We start from the raw sequence: 20,810 nt of genomic DNA on the forward strand, positions 1-20,810 counted from the left end.
GGCCCGAAGCAACAAACCAGCAATCCGCCAATCCGCTTGAGTTTCTTAAGAACGAGAGACTTCGTCGCCAGCAGCGCCGCCGCCCTCGTCAGTGAGTGGGCTTATAGAGCTAACCCCTTTTCTAAGTCAACAGCGCTTTTCGAAAAAAATCATTTTTCTTTCAAGCCATTGTTTTTTCGGAAGAAGTTTCTGTGGAGCCCGTCGGTGCGGTCATTTTCCGGTTTCTGAGCTGTCTCCACCGAGCCGGAGAAGTGAACATTCGTCGGCTTTTCGTGGAAAGAGCGCCCTTTCGTCTGTCGCGCCCCGACATGATCACAATCTGCTGGTCTTTACGGACACATGATTCACACAGGCAAAATGCAGATAGGCTGCCTTTCCAGTGCACGATTTGACTTCGGTGCCCAAAATATGCACATCTTTCGCCCCAGCCAGGATGGCCGAGACATGCTTCCAGAGACGTCAAATGTAAGGACGCGGACCCGACTGCCATGATGACGGAGAAAATGATGATCCGCTCGTTGGGCAACGAGCCTCCGCTTCTGGCTGACGGCAGGCGTGCGCCTGACAAGCGAGAAGTGTCCCTGCGCTGGCTGTCGGGCACGTTCCTCACCGGCATCACCTCCTCTGTCCTGATGGGCGTCGCCCTTTTTGCCGCACTTGATGGCCGCCAGCAGCTTGCGATTCCTGCCGAGGCCTATGCGAGTGCCGTCGCAGAGGCGCATGTGGACACGAGCGTCGTCCGTGGCGGTCGGCTGATCGCGCCCGCCATCGCCGCAAAACCTTCGGACCGGGCGATCATGGAAGTATCGACCGTTGTCCACGACGGCGAGAAGGAGGTCGTGCGCCGCCAGCCCTTCGCGCATGTGAAGATGACGCTGGCCGCCAACCATGTGGCGACCGAGGACTACCCCGATTTCGATCCCCTGGCGATATTTTCCGCGGACGAACCGCAGCCCGCCCCGCAGAGCCGCACCGGCGCACTCTATGGCTCCGACGTTGAATCCGAAGTCAGTCTGAAGACCGTTCCCTTCCCGACCGCCAAGACCAGTATGAAAATGGCCTCCGGCCTGTCGCTCGAGGAGGTCGAGGAAAACGTCCGCTCCAACGGCTCCGTGCTCACCGACGGCAATACGCAGCTTGCGGCCCTTTATTACGTCGATCCGCGTCGTTTCTCCAACGAGGAAACCGATGTCGATTTGACCGCGGGCCTGTCCGCCCGCGTGCTCGAGCAGAACATGACGGTTTCTGCGCCGGAATCGATCACGCCGCAGACCGAAGAATTCGCCGACGACATCCTTCCGGTGCGCGCGGATACATCGATCGCCAAGGCCCTTGCGGATTCAGGCTATCCACAGCAATATGCCGATGGCATTGCCAATTATATCTCGCAGCAACTCGGCGCCAGCGATCTCGAAAAGGGCGACGTGCTGCGCATCGGCATTATCCAGAAGGGCGAACAGGCAAAGATCATCCGCGCCAGCGTCTACCGCGGCACCCGCCATCTGGTCACCGTGGCCCTGGACGACAAGGGCAAGTATGTGCCGGGCAGCGAGCCGCCGATGCTGGATGCGATCGCCACGGCCTTCGATGACAATACATTCGCTCCGCCGCCTGGACAGAACCTGCCGCGCGTCTATGACGGAATCTATCGTGCCGCCCTTTCCTACGGCATGACCAAGGATATGACCGCGCTGATCATCAAGTTGCTCGCAAGCAACGTCGATTTCCAGGCGCAGCTGAGACCGACCGATAAGCTGGAGGCTTTCTTCTCCGTCGCCGACAGCAGCGGCCAGGCGACCGAGGATTCCGAACTGCTCTACGTCAATGCTCGTTTTGGCGATACGCAAACGCGCTTCTATCGCTTCCAGGATCCCGATGACGGGACGGTCGATTACTTCGACGAGAACGGCAAGAGCATTCGCCAGTTCCTGTTGCGCAACCCGGTTCCGAACGGCATTTTCAAATCCGGCTTCGGCATGCGCCGCCACCCGATCCTCGGTTTCGCCCGAATGCATACAGGCGTCGATTGGGCCGCGCCACGTGGCACCGCGATCATCGCCGCCGGCAATGGCACAGTCGAAAAAGCCGGTTGGGATTCCGGCGGATACGGCAATCAGACGATCATCCGCCATGCCAATGGCTACGAATCCTCCTACAATCACCAGAGCGCCATCGCCAAAGGCGTCGTTCCCGGCGCGAAAATACGTCAGGGCCAGGTGATCGGCTGGGTCGGCACCACGGGAGAATCAACCGGCCCGCACCTGCATTACGAGCTGATCGTCAACGGCACCAAGGTCGATCCGTTGCGCATCCGCCTTCCGGGCGGGAAATCGCTACAGGGCGAGGCGCTGGCGAAATTCGAAGACGAGCGAAAGCGTATCGATACGCTGCTGAACAACCCGACGCCGGAGCAGGTGGCGAGCAAGTAATCTCTAAACGAAATGGCGGCCGAAGCCGCCATTTCTCATTCCGAAGCAAACTAAATTAAGCCGCAGCGCTGACCGTCTGCCGCGTGCTGAACTGCAGCCGGTCCGAGCCGTTCGTCACCTTGACAGTCGATCCGTCCGGCACCTGGCCCGACAGGATCTGCTCGGCCAACGGGTCCTGCACGAACTTCTGGATAACCCGCTTCAGCGGCCTTGCGCCGTAAATCGGATCGTAACCCTTGTTCGCCAGCCAGTGACGAGCGTCCTCGTCAAGGTCGATGACGATCTTGCGTTCGGACAGCAATGCCACCAGCCGCTTCAGCTGAATGTCGACGATCGCACCCATCTCCTCGCGTTTCAGGCGGTGGAAGAGAATGATCTCATCGATGCGGTTCAGGAATTCCGGCCGGAAATGCCCACGCACGACATCCATCACCTGCTCGCGAACCGTATCGCTATCGTCGCCGTCCCGGAGCTGCGTCAGATATTCGGCTCCGAGGTTCGAGGTCATGATGATCATCGTATTGCGGAAATCGACTGTCCGGCCCTGGCCGTCTGTCAGCCGTCCGTCGTCAAGCACCTGCAGCAGGATGTTGAAGACGTCGGGATGTGCCTTCTCGATCTCGTCGAACAGCACGACCTGATACGGCCGTCGGCGTACGGCTTCCGTCAGCGCTCCGCCTTCGTCATAGCCGACGTAGCCGGGAGGTGCACCGATCAGTCGGGCGACGGAGTGTTTCTCCATGTATTCCGACATGTCCATGCGCACCATCGCCGTTTCGTCATCGAAGAGGAAGCGGGCGAGCGCCTTGGTGAGCTCCGTCTTGCCGACGCCGGTCGGGCCGAGGAAGATGAACGAGCCGATAGGCCGGTTCGGATCTTGCAGGCCGGCGCGGGCGCGGCGGACGGCGCGCGACACGGCCTGAACCGCATCGCCCTGGCCGATCACCGATTTTGCCAGCTCGTCTTCCATCCGAAGCAGCTTGTCACGTTCGCCTTCAAGCATCTTGTCGACCGGGATGCCGGTCCAGCGGGAAACGACATGGGCGATATTGTCGGGGCTGACGACCTCCTGCACCATCGCGCCGCGCTCGCCGTCCTGCTTCTCAGCTTCGACCAGTTGCTTTTCGAGATCCGGAATGACGCCGTAGGTCAGTTCGCCGGCGCGCTGGAACTCGCCCTTGCGCTGGGCGATCGCCAGTTCGTTGCGGGCATCGTCGAGCTGCTTCTTGAGATCGGCGGCAAGGCCGAGCTTCTGCTTTTCCGCCTGCCAGCGGGCCGTAAGCGCATCGGCCTCCTCTTCAAGCGCGGTGAGTTCGGTCTCAAGCCGCTTCAGCCGGTCGGCGGAAGCAACGTCGGTTTCCTTCTTCAGCGCCTCGCGCTCGATCTTCATCTGAATGATCCGGCGGTCGAGTTCATCGAGTTCTTCCGGCTTGGAATCCACCTGCATGCGCAGTCGCGCCGCTGCCTCATCCATCAGATCGATCGCCTTGTCGGGCAAAAAGCGATCCGTGATATAGCGGTGGGACAGCGTCGCGGCGGCGACCAGCGCCGCATCGGCGATGCGCACCTTGTGATGTTGCTCGTATTTCTCCTTGAGGCCGCGCAGAATCGAGATCGTGTCTTCGACCGTCGGTTCGTCGACGACGACGGGCTGGAAGCGGCGCGCAAGCGCCGGATCCTTCTCGACATGTTTGCGATACTCGTCGAGCGTTGTCGCGCCGACGCAATGCAGCTCGCCGCGGGCAAGGGCGGGCTTCAGAAGGTTCGAGGCATCCATCGCCCCGTCCGCTTTGCCGGCACCGACCAGCGTGTGCATTTCGTCGATGAACAGGATGATCTCGCCGTTTTCCGCCTGCACTTCATTGAGCACGGCCTTCAGCCGCTCTTCGAATTCGCCGCGGTATTTTGCGCCGGCAATCAGCGCGCCCATGTCGAGCGCCATCAGCTTCTTGTCCTTGAGCGATTCCGGCACGTCACCGTTGACGATGCGCAGAGCCAGACCTTCGACGATCGCGGTCTTTCCGACGCCCGGCTCGCCGATCAGCACCGGATTGTTCTTGGTGCGGCGCGACAGGACCTGGATGGTGCGGCGGATCTCATCGTCACGGCCGATCACCGGATCGAGCTTGCCCTCGCGGGCCTCGCCAGTGAGGTCGCGGGCGAACTTCTTGAGTGAATCGAAGCCCTGCTCGGCACTGGCCGAGTCCGCCGTCCGGCCCTTGCGGATATCGTTGATGACCTGGTTGAGGCCTTGAGCCGTCACTCCCGCATTCTTCAGCGTCGAATAAGTCGAAGCCGAGGTCTCGATCGCCAGCGCCTGCAGCAGACGTTCGACCGTGACGAAACTGTCGCCGGCTTTCTTGGCCGCCTCTTCCGCGGTCGAAAGCACCTTGGCGAGCGGCTGCGCTAAGTAGATGTTGCCGTTGCCGCCTGATATCTTCGGCAACTTGGCAAGAGCCGCGTCATTGGCGAGGCGAGCAGCCTTGACATCACCGCCGGCACGCTCGATCAGCGACGCGGCCATGCCCTGATCGTCGTCGAGCAGCACTTTGAGCACATGCTCGGGTGAAAATTGCTGATGCCCCTGCGCCAGCGCATAGGTCTGGGCCGACTGGATGAAACCGCGCACCCGCTCGGAATATTTCTCGATATTCATATTCTACCTCCATTGATCGCCCTGCCCTTACGAGGCGCAGACCGATGATTGAGATCGACCCCCTGAAAAGGCAGGTCGCGCTTGGCCCGTCTGGGATTTGGGCGAAGCAGTCGAAGAGAATATGGTACGCTGTTCCGGGAGTTTAAAGAGCCCATAAGACGAAAATCCCCGGTACGAAGGCCGGGGATTTTCAAGGAAATTCGAACAGATGGCATAAGTACCCGGCTCTCCCCGAAAGGAGCCAGATCCCTTATTCCGATGCGGCATCCGCCAGAACCGGTGCCTCGGCGGAAGCACCCTCGCCTTCGGAGGCTGCATCGCCGTCTGCGCCGCGACGCGGGCGACGGGGACGATTGCCGGGGCTACGACGACGGGGCTGGCGTTCGCGTGACTGGCCGGCAGAGCCTTCCTCATCCATGGCGACCTCGGCGGGAATGCCTTCGATCTCCGGCTGTGGGCCGGTTCCGTCGATGATTTCGGGCTGGGGTGCCGAGGCAGGCGCCGCAACTGGTGCCGGCGCGGGCTTTGTCTGCGCCTGCGGCTGATGCTGTCTGCTCTGCGGCGGCTGGACGACGACGACATCGTCGCCATCGTTGTCGCTGACATCGATGTCGTCGCTGTCGCGATCCGTCGCGTCGCGGTCATTGTAGTCGCTGCGGTCGTCGCGCTGGAACCGCTCCTGCATCTGCGCCTGAGCGCTGGCAATGATCCGATTGTAATGCTCGGCGTGCTGAAGATAATTCTCGGCTATCACACGGTCGCCGGAGCTCTGGGCATCACGGGCAAGCTGCGCATATTTCTCCGCGATATGCTGTGCAGTACCGCGAATCTTCACATCGGGGCCGGAGCTGTCATAGGTCCGGGTCAGCGGGTTGCCGCCCTTGCGGTTGAAATTGTTGTTATTGTTATTTCCGCCGCCGCCATTGTTATTGTTGTTACCACGCCCTCGACCGCGCTTGTTTTGCTGTCCTGGCCTCATAGATCGTTCACCTGAATTCTCTGTTTGTGATGGATACATGGCACCAACCGCCATGACCGGAAAACCGGGTCAGGACCTTTGTGCCGCGAGCATACTGCGCCTTTGCGCCGACCTGCCGCTTGGTTCTCAAGTCAGTTTGACTGATTCACGCGTTGGGTCGTGTTCAACCGTTGAAACTCTCGTTTAAAAGAGCGGACCCCCGAGGCAAACCAAGTACCGAACGAATCTCGTTCATTCCTATCTGCCCAACACGTGTCCGCAACCTATATTGCTTCCCTGGGAAATCCAAGCCTTTTCTTCGCAATAGCAATAATGTCCCGCCCAATGCCGCAATTATCGCCTTTTACGCGAGCGCGAAAACGAGCGCCCTGTCGTTCTGACCATAATCTTTCACGGATTTGAGGCACCTGAAGCCTTCCGCTTCGAAGATCGCCGTCACATCGTTTCGCTGATCGTAGCCGATTTCCAGTCCCACGACCCCTTCGGGCCTCATGAACCTTGCCGCATCCTTGGCTATGGCTTTGTAAGCGTCAAGCCCATCCGGGCCGCCATCCAGCGCTGCAACCGGATCAAATTTCGTCACTTCAGGAGCGAGATCGTGAATGACATTGGAGGCAATATAGGGCGGATTTGAGACAATCGCGTGAAACGAGCCCTGGATGTTCTCGAACCATCTCGACTGCACGGCCTGAAAGCGATCCTGCAACCCATTTCTTTCTGCGTTTGACTTTGCCGTCCGAAGTGCATCCGACGATATGTCGCTGCCGATACCTGACGCCTCGGGACATTCGCTCAAAAGCGCAAGGCATATCGCCCCAGTCCCGGTTCCGATATCAAGAATATGGAGATGGCGTTGCGCCATTGCAAGGTCCTTCAGATAAGGAAGCACCGTATCGACCAGGATTTCCGTATCCGGACGCGGCTCCAGAGTTTCCGCCGACAAGCCAAGCGGCAGACCATAAAATTCCCGCTCGCCCAGAATACGATGCACCGGCTCATGGCCGAGCCGGCGTTCCACCGCCTTGAAAATCACATCAATCTGCTCAGGTGAAAGCCTCTCAGCCGACCGCGTCAACAGCTCCGTCGACGACAGCTTCAAAAGACCTGCGACAAGCAGCCGCGCATCGGTCGCCGGATCGACAATACCCGCCTCGGTGAAACGACGGCGCGCTTCGGCAAGCGTATCGGCGACCGTAGCGCTCACTGCTGTTCGCCGAGCTGCGCCAGCTGGCTTGCCTGGTAGTCGGCCATCAGCGCGTCGACGACCTCCTCGATCTCGCCTTCCATCATCCGGTCGAGCTTGTAAAGCGTCAGATTGATGCGATGGTCCGTGACGCGCCCCTGAGGGAAATTGTAGGTACGGATGCGTTCGGAACGATCACCGGAGCCGACCTGGCTCTTGCGATCGGCCGAGCGCTCGCTGTCGGCGCGCTGCCGCTCGGCGTCGTAAAGCCTGGAGCGCAGCACCTGCATCGCCTTGGCGCGGTTCTGATGCTGCGATTTTTCCGAGCTGGTGACGACGATGCCTGTCGGCAGGTGGGTGATGCGCACTGCCGAGTCCGTGGTATTGACGTGCTGGCCGCCGGCTCCCGAAGAGCGCATGGTGTCGATGCGGATGTCTTCCGGCCGGATCTCGATGTCGATCTCCTCAGCCTCCGGCAGCACCGCCACCGTTGCGGCCGACGTGTGAATGCGCCCGCCCGCCTCGGTCTCCGGCACGCGCTGCACGCGGTGCACGCCAGATTCGAATTTCAGCTTAGCGAAGACGCCCCTTCCGGTGATCGTCGCAATGATTTCCTTATAGCCGCCGGCTTCGCCCTCGCTTGCCGAGAGCACTTCGACTTTCCAGCCCTTCTCGGAGGCGAAACGCTCGTACATGCGAAAGAGATCACCGGCGAAAAGTGCTGCTTCCGAGCCGCCGGTGCCGGCGCGGATTTCGAGGATTGCGCTTTTCTCGTCGGCCGCATCTTTCGGCAGAAGCAGAATTTGCATCTCCTGCTCCAGCGCCTCGATCCGCTCCTTCACCTCGGGCAGTTCGAGTTCGGCGAGGTCTCGCATCTCACGATCGACCGATTTGTCCTCGAGCAGCGTTTCGAGATCGGCAAGCTCGGCGACAGCCTTTTCATAGGCGCGGATCTTCGTCACGACAGGCTGCAGCTCGGAATATTCGGATGCAAGCTTCACATAAACATCGGCGGCTGGACCGGCCGACATGCGCGCTTCGATCTCGCCGAAACGGCGTTCCAGCTCGCGCATCTTTTCAACGGGAAGCTTCGCCACCCTGCACTCCGATTCTTCTTATATTTCTCTAAAGGGGAATATTGTGGCTCTCGGCGAAGCGGGCAAGCACCTCGCGCATCGGCACCGTGCTGCGATGATCGTCCAGCACTTCGTCCATCGCCTTCGCCAATGCCCCGACATCAAGCCCGAGCAGCATTGCCTTTACCGGACCAATCGAGGCCGGCGACATCGAGATCGAGCGAAAGCCGACGCCAAGCAGCGCCATTGCCGAAAGTGGCTTGCCGGCAAGCTCCCCGCAAAGCGTCACGGGCGTCTTGTTCCGATCCGCCCCACGCACGATATCGCGGAGGATCCGCAGGAAAGGCTTGCCAAGAGGGTCGAAGCGATCCGACACCCGCGCATTGCCACGATCGACCGCCATAGAAAACTGGAAGAGGTCGTTGGAACCGACCGAGACGAAATCGACCGCCTCCATCAGTTCGTCAAGCTGCCAGAGCAGCGCGGGTACCTCCAGCATCGCTCCGAATTGCAGCTTGCGCGGCAGCCCATGCCCGAAGCGCGATAGATGCTGCACTTCCTTCTGCAGGAGCTCGCGCACAATCTTCAACTCGGAAACCTCGGTCACCATCGGCACCATCAGCTTCAGCTCGGTGCCGGCCGATGCCTTCAGCAGGGCGCGCAGCTGGGTGCGCAACAATCCCGGCCGGTCGAGCGACAGCCGGATCGCGCGCCAGCCGAGCGCGGGATTTTCTTCCTCATGGCCTCGGAAATAAGGCACCACCTTGTCGCCGCCGATATCGAGCGTGCGGAAGGTGACCACGCGGCCTGCCGCCTGTTTGATCACATTACGGTAGAACTGCTCCTGCTCTTCCGCCTTCGGCATGGTCGAAGCGATCATGAACTGCAGCTCGGTGCGGAAGAGACCGATACCCTCCGCACCCGATTCCGAGAGCTGCGGCAGGTCGACCAGCAGGCCGGCATTCATCATCAGCGAAATCCGCTGGCCGTCCTTGGTGACCGGCTCGATGGCGCGCAACGCCCGGAACTGCTCCTGCCGCCTCGCGCGGAAGCGCACCTTTTCTTCATAGGAGCGCCGGTGATCGGCCATCGGGCGAAGATGCACATGCCCTTCGTCGGCGTCGATGATCACGGCATCGCCATTCTCGGCGAGCGCCACAACGCCCGCCGCCTGGCCGATGACGGGAATGCCCATGGCGCGGGCGACGATCACCACATGGCTTGTCACCGCCCCTTCTTCCAGCACCAGTCCGCGCACATTGGCGCGGGGATAATCGAGCAGCTCGGCCGCTCCCATGGCCCGCGCCAGGATAATCGCGTCATTGGGAAAACCTTCGGCGGTCGTGCGCCCGGTATAACCCGTCAACTGCCTGAGCAATCGGTTCGCCAGATCCTCGAAATCATGCATGCGTTCGCGCAGATAAGGGTCGGTCAACCGCATCATCCGCGCCTTGGTGTCGCTCTGCACCTTTTCGACCGCCGCTTCGGCCGTCAGGCCGTTGCGGATCGCCTCCTCGAGCTTGCGCACCCAGCCCTGGTCATGCGCGAACATACGATAGGTTTCGAGCACCTCGCGATGCTCGCCCTCCATCGACACGTCACGGCGCGACAGCATGTCGTCAATCGAGATCCTCAGCGACCCCATGGCCTCCGCCAGCCGCCGGATCTCCTTCTCCGTATCCTCGTTCAGCAGGTTGGTGACGACGATGCGCGGCTCGTGCAAGACGACATAGCCGAGGCCGATGCCGTCATTATAGGTGTCGCCGTCGATCGTCACCGAGCGTGTCAGATCGAGTTCGAGGCCGGGCTTGGTGATCTTCTTGAGCTCGCCGGTGGCGATCATCTCGGCAAGCACCATCGCCGTCGTTTCGAGCGCTTCCACTTCCTCGTCGCGATAGTTGCGGCTCGCCTTGTTCTGCACGACGAGAACGCCAAGCGAGCGCCCGGTCCTGAGGATCGGCACACCGAGGAAGGAATGGTAGATTTCTTCGCCCGTCTCCGGCAGGTAACGGAAGGCCGGATGCGACTGCGCGTCGGAAAGGTTCAGCGGCTGCGCCGAGGCCGCAATCGTGCCGACCAGGCCCTGTCCCATCTTCAGCTGCGCCAGGTGCACCGCCTCTCGGTTCAGGCCTTCGGTCGCATAGAGTTCGAGCACACCGTCGGCGCGCAGCACGTAGACGGAGCAGACTTCCGCCACCATGTTGCTGGCAATCTGGCGGACGATCCGGTCAAGACGATCCTGCGGCTCCAGCGGCTCTGCCATCAACTCGCGCAGCCGCCTGAGCAGCACGCGCGGACCGCCGGAAAGGTCTCTCATGGCGTCTCAAGCTCCCGAAACAACGCACTCAGTCCCGGCAGGCCGGCCCTCGTCTACTCAACCTGAAGGGGCAGGCCGCCCACTGGGAATCAATTCTTATCCAGACCGTAGCAGGAATGCAAAGTCCTGACAGCGAGTTCTGCATAGGGACCGTCGATCAGGATGGAAATCTTGATCTCGGAGGTGGTGATCGCCTTGATGTTGATGCCTTTTTCGGCAAGTGCACGAAACGCGGTGGCAGCAACACCCGCATGGCTGCGCATGCCGATTCCGATGACCGAGACTTTCACCAGCCCCGATTCGTTCTGCACGACATCGTAACCGATCTTCTCCTTATGGTCGCCGAGCACCTTGATCGCCTTCTCGACGTCGCCTGACGGCACGGTGAAGGTCATGTCGGTCTTCGATCCGTCCTCGGAGATATTCTGGACGATCATGTCGACATTGATATGGGATTCGGCAAGCGGCCCGAAGATCGCGGCGGAGACGCCCGGCCGGTCGGCAAGACGGCGAAGCGAGATCTGAGCCTCATCCTTGGCATAGGCGATGCCGGTGACTACTTCCTGTTCCACGATTTCATCCTCGTCACAAATCAGCGTTCCGGGCGGGTTCAACAGATCGCCCATGCCCGGAGCATCGGGATCTTCGAAAGACGATCGCACAAAGGTACGCACCTTGTGCACCATGGCAAGCTCGACCGAGCGCACCTGCAGCACCTTGGCGCCGAGCGAGGCCATTTCGAGCATTTCCTCGAAGGCGATCTTCTTCAGCCTGCGCGCCTGCGGCACGATACGCGGATCGGTCGTATAGACCCCGTCCACATCAGTATAGATATCGCAGCGATCCGCTTTGACAGCCGCGGCAATGGCGACGGCCGACGTGTCCGATCCGCCGCGTCCCAGAGTGGCGATGCGGTTGTCGGGTCCCAGCCCCTGGAAGCCGGCGATGACGGCGACCTGTCCCTCGCCCATGCGTTTGATGATGTCGGAGCCGTCGATTTCCAGAATCCGGGCAGCGCCATGCGCATTGTCCGTGCGGATCGGAATCTGCCATCCCTGCCAGGACCGCGCATTAATATCCATGGCCTGCAATGCAATCGCCAACAGCCCCGAGGTCACCTGCTCGCCGGAGGCGACGACGGCATCATATTCCCGTGCATCGTAAAATGGCGAATTGGCGCCGATGACCTTCGGCGTACCCTGCACCCAGCCGACCAACTCATTGGTCTTGCCGGACATGGCCGAGACCACCACCGCGACCTCGTGGCCGGCATCGACTTCGCGTTTCACGTGGCGGGCAACATTCTTGATGCGGTCCAGGTCAGCGACGGACGTGCCGCCGAATTTCATTACGATGCGTGCCATATGCCTCTACCACGACTGGCGCCGGACAGCGGAAACCCGACCCGGCATCACGAAAGCTCTGGGGCGAACCGCTTGGCGAAAGAGCCGGGCTTCCATTTCTGGAACCGCTCTAAAGCCCAGGCCCCTGAAGGCCCCAAGTTGCGGCGTCTCTTAGCGAGTTTGGCGGGGGGAGGCAAGCGTACACGATAAAAGCAATTACCGGCCATTTGCACGCTCGCCCCTCCCTTATGCGCCGCCCCTTGACTTATGCCCCCGATCGTCCGACTTCACATGACATGAACGATGGAGAACACCATGACGGAAACCGCCAGAAGCACGATCGACCAGGGCGAAGTGGACCGCTTCTCGGCGATGGCGGCGGAATGGTGGAGCCCGACCGGCAAGTTCAAGCCACTGCACAAGTTCAATCCCGTTCGCCTCGCCTATATAAGAGACAAGGCCTGCGAGAATTTCGGACGTGATCCGAAAAGCGCCCGGCCGCTCGAAGGTCTGCGCGTGCTCGATATCGGCTGCGGCGGCGGCCTCCTGTCTGAGCCCGTCGCGCGCATGGGCGCCTCCGTCGTCGGCGCCGATCCTTCCGAGAAGAACATCGGCATTGCTTCGACCCACGCTAAGGCGTCCGGCGTCCCTGTGGACTATCGCGCCGTCACTGCCGAGGAGCTTGCAGATGCCGGCGAGACCTTCGATATCGTCTTGAACATGGAAGTGGTCGAACACGTCGCCGACGTCGAACTCTTCATGACGACCTGCGCGAAAATGGTCCGCCCCGGCGGCCTGATCTTCGTCGCCACCATCAACCGCACAATGAAGGCGGCGGCCCTTGCCATCTTCGCCGCCGAGAACATCTTGCGCTGGCTGCCGCGCGGGACGCATCAATATGAAAAGCTGGTGCGCCCCGAAGAATTGGAAAAGCCGCTCGCGGCAAGCGGTCTCGAGATCACCGACCGCACCGGCGTCTTCTTCAACCCGCTGTCGAACCAGTGGAATCTGTCCCGAGATATGGATGTGAACTATATGTTGCTGGCGAAGCGTCCGGCATAATTCCCGGAGGTAATAAGCCGGCTACACTTTAGCGGATGCTCCCGCCAAGAAGGCCGGGTGCACTGACTGCATCTTAGTTTACGTCCTCCGGCAGCACTGGAATGGCGGCGATCTCAATGCCCTCTTCGACGAGCGCCTGGGCCTCGTCGACCGTCGCCTGGCCGATGATGCCGCGGGCATCCGTCTCGCCATAGTGGATCTTGCGGGCTTCCTCAGGGAACTTCGCACCGACATCCTCGGAATTGGCCTTGACGGCCGCGACCGCCTCTTTCAGCTTTTCCAGGGCCTCGCGGCGCATGGCGTCCATCGCCAGCGTCTGCCGCTCGTCCTTCTTGCGCGCGGTCGACACCGAAGGCGCCATCAGGAGCTTGGAGACGGCGGCGGAATGGCAGACCGGGCAGGTCAGAAAGCCGCTGGCGACCTGGCGGTCGAAATCGGCGCTTTCCGAAAACCAGCCTTCGAACTCATGGGCATTGTCACAGGTAAGGGAATAGCGGATCAAGCGGCGACGCCTCCTGCGACTGCCCCCGCGATCTTCTCGACCGAGAATTCCCGGCCATTCCTCAGGTTCGGGATCTTGTCACGGGCGGCCTTGACCGCGCCGGGATCGATCTCGGCGAGGATGATCGCCTCGCCGGTCGCGCCGGCGGACACCAATACCGTTCCCCAAGGATCGATAATCATCGAATTGCCAAAAGTCTCGCGTCCGTCCTCGTGGCGGCCGGCTTGCGCAGCAGCAATGACGAAGACGCCGTTCTCGATCGCGCGTGCCCTCAGCAGGATTTCCCAATGCGCCTCACCGGTCTGCCTGGTGAACGCGGCGGGAACCGTCATAACCTCGGCACCGGCGATCGCCTGCGCACGGAAGAGCGCCGGAAATCGAACGTCATAGCAAATGGCGAAGCCCATTTCTGCGAAGGGCAGCGACAGGACGCGCGCTTCCGAGCCGGCCGTATAGGCCGCACTTTCGCGCCAGCTTTCGCCATTGTCGAGATCGACGTCGAACATGTGGATCTTGTCATAACGATTGAGAATCCGCCCATCGGGACCGAACAAGAACCCGCGGTTGGCAATCTTGCCGTCGGCAAGCGCGATCGGCGTCGATCCGACATGCATGTAGATGCCAAGTTCCGCTGCAAGCGCCGAACCGGTCTTGACGATGATATCGCGCGTCTCGTCGGCAAGCACGGCGCGTGCCGCCGCCCGATCACGCTGCAACATTCCGGTCATTTCGGGCGTCTGCACATAGGTCGCGCCTTGAGCGGCAGCCTCGCGCACCAGCCGCGCCATCGCTGCGGCGTTCTTTTCCGGATCGACCCCGGAGCACATCTGGACGGCGGCGGCCTTGAAGCTCATCGGTTCGTCCTCAGGCCGCCAGCATCGGATCGAGCTTGCCGGCCCGGTCGAGCGCGAAGAGGTCGTCGCAGCCGCCGACATGTTTGGTGCCGATGAAGATCTGCGGAAATGTCGTGCGCCCGTTCGCCTTGCCGATCATCTCCTGGCGAAGATCCGGCGAATAAGTCGCGTCGTGCTCGACGTAGTCGACACCCTTCTGTTCGAGAAGGGATTTGGCGCGGCTGCAATAGCCGCAGAACTGCCGTGTATAGATCGTGACGGGTACCATGATATCTCCAGACGAATGCCGGGTATTTTCTGTCATATAGGCTCGGAGAGAGCCCTTGCAAAGGTCAAAACCGTTATCTCGGCCGCACCCGCTTTGCGCAGCGTCCGGCTGGCGGCGGCGACCGTCGCCCCGGTCGTATAGACGTCGTCGACAAGCACAATACGCTTGCCGAAAACGTCGTTCTCGCAGCCTTTGGCAATCGCGAAAGCGCCCCTGACATTGTCCTCGCGCGCCTTGGCGCCGAGGCCGACCTGCTGACTGGTGCGCTTGACGCGGATGAGCGTTGCGGCAAGCAGCGGCTTGCCCGATAGGCTCGCCATATGGCGGGCAAGTTCGGCAGCCTGGTTGAACTTACGAGCCAGCATGCGGGTGCGGTGCAACGGCACCGGGATCAGCGCATCGCAGCTTTCCACCGCGCCGTCGGAGGCGCGCAGCATCCAGCCGGCCATCATCGGCGCCAGATCGGTACGATCGCGATATTTCAAACCGTGAACGAGATCTCGGATGGCATGATCGTGCGTCGCCGCTGACCGCAACCGGTCGAAAGGCGGCGGATTGGCGATCGCCTCGGCGCTGAGGATGCCGACGCCGAGATCATGCGAGAAGGGAATGCCGAGCACTTCGCAATAGGGCCGCTCGATGAATCGGATGCCGGACCAGCATTTCGCACACAGTCCGCGATGGTCGCCGGTCGAAATGCCGCAGACGGAACAGGCGGGCGGATAGAGAAAATCGGCGAGCGCCGAAAACGGTCGCAGGAGATGCGCCCGGAGCAATTCTGCCGGACATTCGGGTTGGATCCGTTTCATAAGGTCGAGACTAGCCTGTTCTCTTCGAAAGGAAAATCGCCTTGCCGCTTCAGCGAGCCGGGACTATGGACATTCCCATGGAAACGATCTTCGACAGAGCCCTGATCGCCGCACATCGCCATCGCGCGCTTGTTAACAACGACCTGAAAGCCGCTTTCCTGCTCGACATCGCGGCCCAGGAAATGGCCGAGAGGCTTGATGTCGTCGAGCGGCGCTTCGACACCGCCGTTGAATTGCATGGCACGACCGGTGCAGCCGCCCGCGCGGCGCTGGCGACGGGCAAGATCGGCGCGATGATCCGTGTCGAGAGCGAAAGGGCCTATGCGGTCCCTGTCGAAACCTTGATCGAGGCGCCGCTCGAGGAGGTGCCGCTTGCGCCGCAATCGGTCAATCTCATCCTCGCGCCGCTCAACCTTCATCTGACCAACGATACGCCCGGCGTTTTCATCCAGATTCGTCGTGCCCTGAAGCCGGACGGCCTGTTCCTGGCGGCCATTCCCGGCGCCGGCACGCTGCAGGAACTGCGTGAAGTGCTTTTGGCAGCCGAGGTCGAGATGACGGGCGGCGCAAGCCCGCGCGTCATTCCTTTCGCCGATGTGCGCGATATCGGCAGTCTGATGCAGCGCGCCGGCTTCACCCTTCCGGTGATCGACGCTGAGAACTATACGGTCCGATATGACTCGCTCTTTCCGCTGATGCGCGATCTCAGGGCGATGGGCATGAGCAATCCGCTTGCAGCCCGCAGCCGCATGCCGCTGACGCGCGCCTTCTTCCTGCGCGCCGCAGAGATCTACGCCGAACGATATTCCGATCCCGACGGACGCATTCGCGCGACATTCTCGATCATCTATGTCTCCGGATGGGCTCCGCACGAGAGCCAACAGAAGCCGCTCCAGCCGGGCTCGGCCAAAGCACGCCTTGCCGACGCGCTGAAAGTGGACGAACACAGGCTCAAGCAGTGATCGTCCGCAGCTTCTTCAATTGACGGTGATATTGTTGCTGACCACGTTGAAGACGTTCTGCAGGCTGCCGGTGAAGATGCCGAGACCGGAGACAAGTGCCGTGCAAATGATGGCGGCGATCAGGCCGTATTCCACCGCCGTTGCACCGATGTCATCTCCAAGAAATGCTTTCCAAAGACGCATTACCCCAACCTTCTGCGTGAGCCGCCTGCAACGATCAATTCCACAGCCACCGAGCGATGGCCGTCATTCCAGCGTCCGGCTTCAGCAACCGGCGCCGACGCCGTAGCCTTGGACGACGCAGACTGAGCCGGGCGTGTCCTGAAGGACGCTACGACGAATCGTATAGTGCTTGCCGCTTTCGTTCTTCGGAATCGATCCGGTCGTGATCGTATCGAAATCGACAGGTGCGCTCGCAAAGACGCTTTTCTTCGAGGAATCCGCAAGCATGGGCGTCAGAATCAACGTCAACGCGACCACCGCCGTGCCGAACAGAAGGGCGATATTGAGCGCACCCGTCCTGCGCGAGGCAGACGAAGCCCGTTCCTTTTCCCGGACAGCTTTCCAGAAATCATCGTCCATGACGTCAAGCCTTTTAATACACGCACGCCAGATGCTTGATTGAGGCCGATCTTTGGCAGAAGGTGTTAAACGATCCATTAATATCCACAGCCGAAAATGCCGCGGCGAGACAATAATCAGCCAATGCTAAAGTAAATCCTGCAACATCGGGATCAGCGGCTCATCGGCCGGCGGCATCGGGTAATCCCGTAGCGCCTGCGCACGCACCCATTTCAGAGCCTGCCCCTCGCGGCCCTGGGCAATCCCCTCATAGCGCCGGCAGATATAAAGCGGCATCAGCAGGTGGAACGTCTCGTAGGAATGGCTGGCAAAGGTGAGCGGCGCCAGGCAGGCGATCTTGGTCTTGACACCAAGCTCCTCCTCGAGCTCGCGCACCAGCGTCTCCTCCGGAGTCTCGCCGGGCTCGACTTTCCCTCCGGGAAACTCCCAGAGCCCCGCCAGCGACTTTCCCTCAGGACGCTGTGCCAATAGGATACGCCCGTCGGCATCGATCAGCGCACAGGCGGCGACCAGCAATATCTTTCGGCCTGCCTCGCTCATCGCGACCCTCGCTGCCAATAGCAGTAATGATAGGCGTCGCGAAACCCGAGGCGCTCGTAAAGCGCGATGGCCGGGCGATTGGAAAGCTTGACCTGCAGCCAGGCCGAACGGGCGCTACGCATGCGCGCCCAGCGTAGCGCTGACGTCAAGATTTCGGTGCCGAGCCCTTCGCGCCGTCGCGTTTCGCAGACCGAAAGCGACATGATGCCGGCAAGATCGTTATCCTGGACGCAGAGCACGGTCGCGAGCGGTCCCTCCACGGCATTCTCGATGAGGAAAAGCCCCGACGGCGGCTTGATCGCCGAAATGATTTCGGCAAGCGCCGGTTTCAGGCTCACTGGCGCCCCGTCGACCGCCAGGTTGGCATCGACGAAACGACCGACATCGTGGGTCGGAAGATGATCGAGAGTGTCCGGCAGCTCGGCCTCGGTGAGATCGCAGGTCATCACCACGGTCTCGTCGAACCGTGTCCAGTTCCGGGCGCTGAGAAGCTCGATCAGCACCGGCGAGGCGAGCGGTGTCTGACGGACCACGGCGGCGCGGCCATAGGCCTCGAACTTCCGGCTCGCCTTTTCCAGACGGATCTCGACATCGCGATGGTCCGAGGGGTCGAGCGGCACAATGGAATTCAGCCGGTTGGAGGGGTGGCCCGCCGTCAGCCGCACCTGCCAGCTGCCGTCATATTGCACAGACGCCGCCGGCCAGGCGCGAAAGCCGACGGCCTCCAGCCTGCGGACCAGCGGCAAATTCTTTGAAGATATGGATGCCTGGCCCAATGGACGATCAGCTCCGATAGTCGCCATTGATTGCAACATATTCCTTGGTGAGGTCGCAGGTCCAGACGGTTGCCGACCCCGTACCGAGGCCGATATCGACTTTAACGGGGATGTCCTGCGCTTTCATCACATTCGAGGCGGCTGCCTCGGAATAATCCGGGTCACGCTCGCCGTTGACGGCGACCCTGATATCACCGAACCAGATGGCGAGCCGGTCACGATCCGCCATCTCCCCGGCTTTGCCGACGGCCATGACAATACGGCCCCAATTGGCGTCTTCGCCGGCGGCCGCCGTCTTGACCAGCGGCGAATTGGCGATCGACAGCGCAATGCGCTTGGCGGCGGCATCGCTCTCGGCGCCCGTTACAGTGATTTCGAGCATCTTGGTGGCGCCTTCGCCGTCGCGCACAACCTGCAGCGACAGGTCCTTCAGCACTTCGTTCAGGGCGGCGCGGAAAGCTGCTAGGCGCGGATCGTCGGCGCGTTCGATGTGGGCCTGGCCGTCCTCGGCCGCAGCCCCCGTCGCAAACAGCATCAGCGTATCGGAGGTGGACGTGTCGCTGTCGACGGTCATGGAATTGAAGGTCGGCCCGACGCCGTCGGACAGAAGCGCCTGTAGCGCTTCGGAGGCGATATCGGCATCGGTGACGACGAAGGAGAGCATAGTCGCCATGTCGGGCGCAATCATGCCTGCGCCTTTGGCAATGCCGTTGATCGTCACGGCCACGCCGCCGATCTCGGCGCTGCGGGTCGAAACTTTCGGATAGGTATCGGTCGTCATGATCGCCTTGGCGGCTTCGAACCAGAAATCGCCGATCGCCTCGGCCTGCATCCTGTCAAGAACGCCAGCGAATTTGGTGGCATCGAGCGGCTCACCGATGACGCCGGTCGATGCCAGATAGATCTCGTTTTCGCCGCAGCCGACGGCCGCAGCAGCCGACTTCGCCGTCAGCGCGGTCGCCTGACGGCCCTTCATGCCGGTAAAGGCATTGGCATTGCCGGAATTGACGACGACGGCGCGCGCAGTGCCGTGGGGCAGGTTCGCACGGCAGAAATCGACTGGCGCGGAGGGGCATTTGGAACGGGTGAAGACGCCCGCGACCGATGCCGGCTTATCGAAGACCATCATCAGCACGTCGGTGCGGTTCTTGTACTTGATGCCGGCCGAAGCCGTCGCCATGCGCACGCCGCGCAGCGAAGGCATCGGAACGAAGGATTTCGGGGCGAGCGGCGAAACGGAACCGGACATGATGAAACCTGCCAATGAGCATTTCCCGGCGACTGAAAGAACCGGCTCGCCGGCCGGAAATGCGACAACAACGATAAGGAAGGGCCCGGAAGAACCGGGCCCTATGCGAATATTTACTGCTTCGGCGCCGGCTGGGCGGGCTCGCTGCCCGGCTCCGGCTGCTTGTTGGCCTCGTCGTAACCCTTGCGCAAAGTCTCGTCCGAGATCTCGATCTTGGCAGAAGACTTCGCCTGATTGAGCAGGGCAAGATACTTGTCGCGCATGACGAGCTGACGAACCTGGTCCTGCACCTGATCGAAAGGCGGCGGCGGAGCGTCGCGCTTGTCCTCGACCTTGATGACATGATAGCCGAAATCAGTCTTGACCGGCGTTTTCGAATAGGCACCCTTCTCGAGCGCGAAGGCCGCGTCCTCGAATTCCTTCACCATACGGCCGCGCGAGAAATAGCCGAGATCGCCACCTTCCGACTTGTTGGGGTCGGTGGATTTTTCCTTGGCGAGTTCGGCGAAATCCTTGCCGGCGTCAAGCTGCTTGATGATGTCCTTGGCTTCGTCCTCAGTCTTGACCAGGATGTGGCGGGCGTGGACTTCTTCCTGCTTCGGCAGGGCTGCGACTTCCTTGTCGTAACGAGCCTTGATTTCGTCAGGCGTCACTGTGTCGACGACGTGCTTCTTGAAATAGGCGTTGTGAAGCTCACGATCGGTGAGATACTGCATGCGCTTCTTGAATTCGTCGGTCTGGTCGAGCTTCTCAGTCGTGGCGCCGGTCGCAAGCAGTTTCACATCGATGGCTGCGGAGAGCGCCGCGACCTTCTTCTGGTCATCGGGAAGCTGCGCCAGCTGCGGATCGAGGTTGGCAACGGCGAGATCGAGTTCAGACTGGTGGATCTCCAGATTGCCGACCATGGCGACGACGGCGTCCTCTGCATGGGCCGGAGCCTGGAATGCAACAAAAGTTGCAAACGCCAGCACGGCGAATTTATTGGTGCTCAACATCAAATAACCCTTCACAGTTACATCGCCGGCTTCAGCATCGCCTGTTCCAGCTCAAAATAGCCATCAACACCGGATTGTGGCCTTTCTGTATCCGCCAAATCCGTTGACATCATTCGACCCCCCTCTTATCTGTCACGCAACCTCGCGTCCAGAACAGTTTCCGGGCGTTTCAAGGCGTGCGCCTGATTTTCGGCTGGGCCACGGACAAGAAACGTCGCGGATGAATAT

At 61.1% G+C, this 20,810-nt stretch carries 20 protein-coding genes; 4 read left to right on the forward strand and 16 right to left on the reverse strand.

What is annotated here, in order from left to right; all coding sequences use genetic code 11:
• A partial coding sequence (locus ACQ7C1_RS24710) for a hypothetical protein (protein ID WP_430960162.1) occupies positions 1–228 on the forward strand: 228 nt, incomplete at its 5' end.
• A 260-nt stretch (positions 229–488) separates the two neighbouring features.
• A complete protein-coding gene (locus ACQ7C1_RS24715; RefSeq protein WP_430960163.1) occupies positions 489–2,429 on the forward strand; it encodes a M23 family metallopeptidase in 1,941 nt (646 codons plus the stop codon).
• 55 nt (positions 2,430–2,484) lie between these two features.
• On the opposite strand, the gene clpB is transcribed toward ACQ7C1_RS24715, so the two are convergent.
• The 6 genes from clpB to ACQ7C1_RS24745 form a co-directional block, all read right to left on the reverse strand.
• Positions 2,485–5,085, reverse strand: a complete 2,601-nt coding sequence (gene clpB / locus ACQ7C1_RS24720) for an ATP-dependent chaperone ClpB (protein ID WP_183705409.1) — start codon at positions 5,083–5,085, stop codon at positions 2,485–2,487.
• Positions 5,086–5,335: 250 nt separating this feature from the next.
• Positions 5,336–6,064 (reverse strand): DUF4167 domain-containing protein, encoded by a 729-nt coding sequence (locus ACQ7C1_RS24725; protein WP_430960164.1) that lies wholly within the window; start codon positions 6,062–6,064, stop codon positions 5,336–5,338.
• Between the two features lie 343 nt (positions 6,065–6,407).
• On the reverse strand, positions 6,408–7,268 hold the full coding sequence (prmC, locus tag ACQ7C1_RS24730; RefSeq protein WP_085779599.1) for a peptide chain release factor N(5)-glutamine methyltransferase: 861 nt from the start codon (positions 7,266–7,268) through the stop codon (positions 6,408–6,410).
• Entirely contained in the window at positions 7,265–8,344 is a 1,080-nt protein-coding gene (gene prfA, locus ACQ7C1_RS24735) for a peptide chain release factor 1 (protein WP_097601642.1), read from the reverse strand. The genes prmC and prfA overlap by 4 nt, the downstream gene beginning before the upstream one ends.
• A gap of 28 nt (positions 8,345–8,372) precedes the next feature.
• The gene (ptsP, locus tag ACQ7C1_RS24740) at positions 8,373–10,640 is read right to left on the reverse strand and encodes a phosphoenolpyruvate--protein phosphotransferase (RefSeq protein WP_430960165.1); all 2,268 of its coding nucleotides are present in this window, start codon (positions 10,638–10,640) and stop codon (positions 8,373–8,375) included.
• Positions 10,641–10,729: 89 nt separating this feature from the next.
• Positions 10,730–12,004: an aspartate kinase gene (locus ACQ7C1_RS24745; RefSeq protein ID WP_011426959.1), complete on the reverse strand. Its 1,275-nt coding sequence runs from the start codon at positions 12,002–12,004 to the stop codon at positions 10,730–10,732.
• 294 nt (positions 12,005–12,298) lie between these two features.
• On the opposite strand from ACQ7C1_RS24745, the gene ubiG reads away from it, so the two are divergent.
• A complete protein-coding gene (gene ubiG, locus ACQ7C1_RS24750) occupies positions 12,299–13,045 on the forward strand; it encodes a bifunctional 2-polyprenyl-6-hydroxyphenol methylase/3-demethylubiquinol 3-O-methyltransferase UbiG (RefSeq protein WP_430960166.1) in 747 nt (248 codons plus the stop codon).
• A gap of 73 nt (positions 13,046–13,118) precedes the next feature.
• Here ubiG and ACQ7C1_RS24755 read toward each other — a convergent pair whose 3' ends face one another.
• Genes ACQ7C1_RS24755 through ACQ7C1_RS24770 form a run of 4 tightly spaced genes read right to left on the reverse strand, consistent with a single transcriptional unit; the run spans position 13,119 to position 15,478 of the window.
• Positions 13,119–13,547 (reverse strand): DUF1178 family protein, encoded by a 429-nt coding sequence (locus tag ACQ7C1_RS24755; protein ID WP_430960167.1) that lies wholly within the window; start codon positions 13,545–13,547, stop codon positions 13,119–13,121.
• Complete coding sequence (locus ACQ7C1_RS24760) at positions 13,544–14,401, reverse strand: carbon-nitrogen hydrolase family protein (RefSeq protein ID WP_430960168.1); 858 nt, start codon at positions 14,399–14,401, stop codon at positions 13,544–13,546. The genes ACQ7C1_RS24755 and ACQ7C1_RS24760 overlap by 4 nt, the downstream gene beginning before the upstream one ends.
• Positions 14,402–14,411: 10 nt before the next feature.
• The gene (gene grxC / locus ACQ7C1_RS24765) at positions 14,412–14,669 is read right to left on the reverse strand and encodes a glutaredoxin 3 (RefSeq protein WP_085779605.1); all 258 of its coding nucleotides are present in this window, start codon (positions 14,667–14,669) and stop codon (positions 14,412–14,414) included.
• Between the two features lie 32 nt (positions 14,670–14,701).
• Entirely contained in the window at positions 14,702–15,478 is a 777-nt protein-coding gene (locus ACQ7C1_RS24770; RefSeq protein ID WP_430960169.1) for a ComF family protein, read from the reverse strand.
• A gap of 77 nt (positions 15,479–15,555) precedes the next feature.
• Here ACQ7C1_RS24770 and ACQ7C1_RS24775 point away from each other — a divergent pair, with 77 nt between their 5' ends.
• A complete protein-coding gene (locus tag ACQ7C1_RS24775; protein WP_430960170.1) occupies positions 15,556–16,440 on the forward strand; it encodes a methyltransferase domain-containing protein in 885 nt (294 codons plus the stop codon).
• Positions 16,441–16,455: 15 nt separating this feature from the next.
• Here the strand turns inward: ACQ7C1_RS24775 and ACQ7C1_RS24780 are convergent, their stop codons facing one another.
• The 6 genes from ACQ7C1_RS24780 to ACQ7C1_RS24805 all read right to left on the reverse strand — a co-directional run bounded on the left by ACQ7C1_RS24780 (position 16,456) and on the right by ACQ7C1_RS24805 (position 20,582).
• Complete coding sequence (locus ACQ7C1_RS24780) at positions 16,456–16,623, reverse strand: Flp family type IVb pilin (RefSeq protein WP_430960171.1); 168 nt, start codon at positions 16,621–16,623, stop codon at positions 16,456–16,458.
• A gap of 81 nt (positions 16,624–16,704) precedes the next feature.
• Positions 16,705–17,022, reverse strand: a complete 318-nt coding sequence (locus tag ACQ7C1_RS24785) for a hypothetical protein (RefSeq protein ID WP_064697586.1) — start codon at positions 17,020–17,022, stop codon at positions 16,705–16,707.
• Between the two features lie 126 nt (positions 17,023–17,148).
• Positions 17,149–17,562, reverse strand: a complete 414-nt coding sequence (gene mutT / locus ACQ7C1_RS24790; RefSeq protein ID WP_085779608.1) for an 8-oxo-dGTP diphosphatase MutT — start codon at positions 17,560–17,562, stop codon at positions 17,149–17,151.
• Positions 17,559–18,365 carry a GNAT family N-acetyltransferase gene (locus ACQ7C1_RS24795; RefSeq protein ID WP_085779609.1) on the reverse strand — a complete coding sequence of 269 codons (807 nt, stop codon included), beginning with the start codon at positions 18,363–18,365 and terminating at the stop codon, positions 17,559–17,561. Before ACQ7C1_RS24795 ends, mutT begins: the two co-directional genes overlap by 4 nt.
• A complete protein-coding gene (gene argJ, locus ACQ7C1_RS24800) occupies positions 18,346–19,587 on the reverse strand; it encodes a bifunctional glutamate N-acetyltransferase/amino-acid acetyltransferase ArgJ (RefSeq protein WP_430960255.1) in 1,242 nt (413 codons plus the stop codon). The genes ACQ7C1_RS24795 and argJ overlap by 20 nt, the downstream gene beginning before the upstream one ends.
• Positions 19,588–19,700: 113 nt before the next feature.
• Positions 19,701–20,582, reverse strand: coding sequence for a peptidylprolyl isomerase (locus tag ACQ7C1_RS24805; RefSeq protein WP_085780207.1), 882 nt, complete (start codon positions 20,580–20,582; stop codon positions 19,701–19,703).
• Positions 20,583–20,810: the final 228 nt, after the last annotated feature.

The sequence above is a fragment of the Rhizobium sp. Nf11,1 genome (assembly GCF_050587665.1).
GTDB lineage: Bacteria > Pseudomonadota > Alphaproteobacteria > Rhizobiales > Rhizobiaceae > Rhizobium.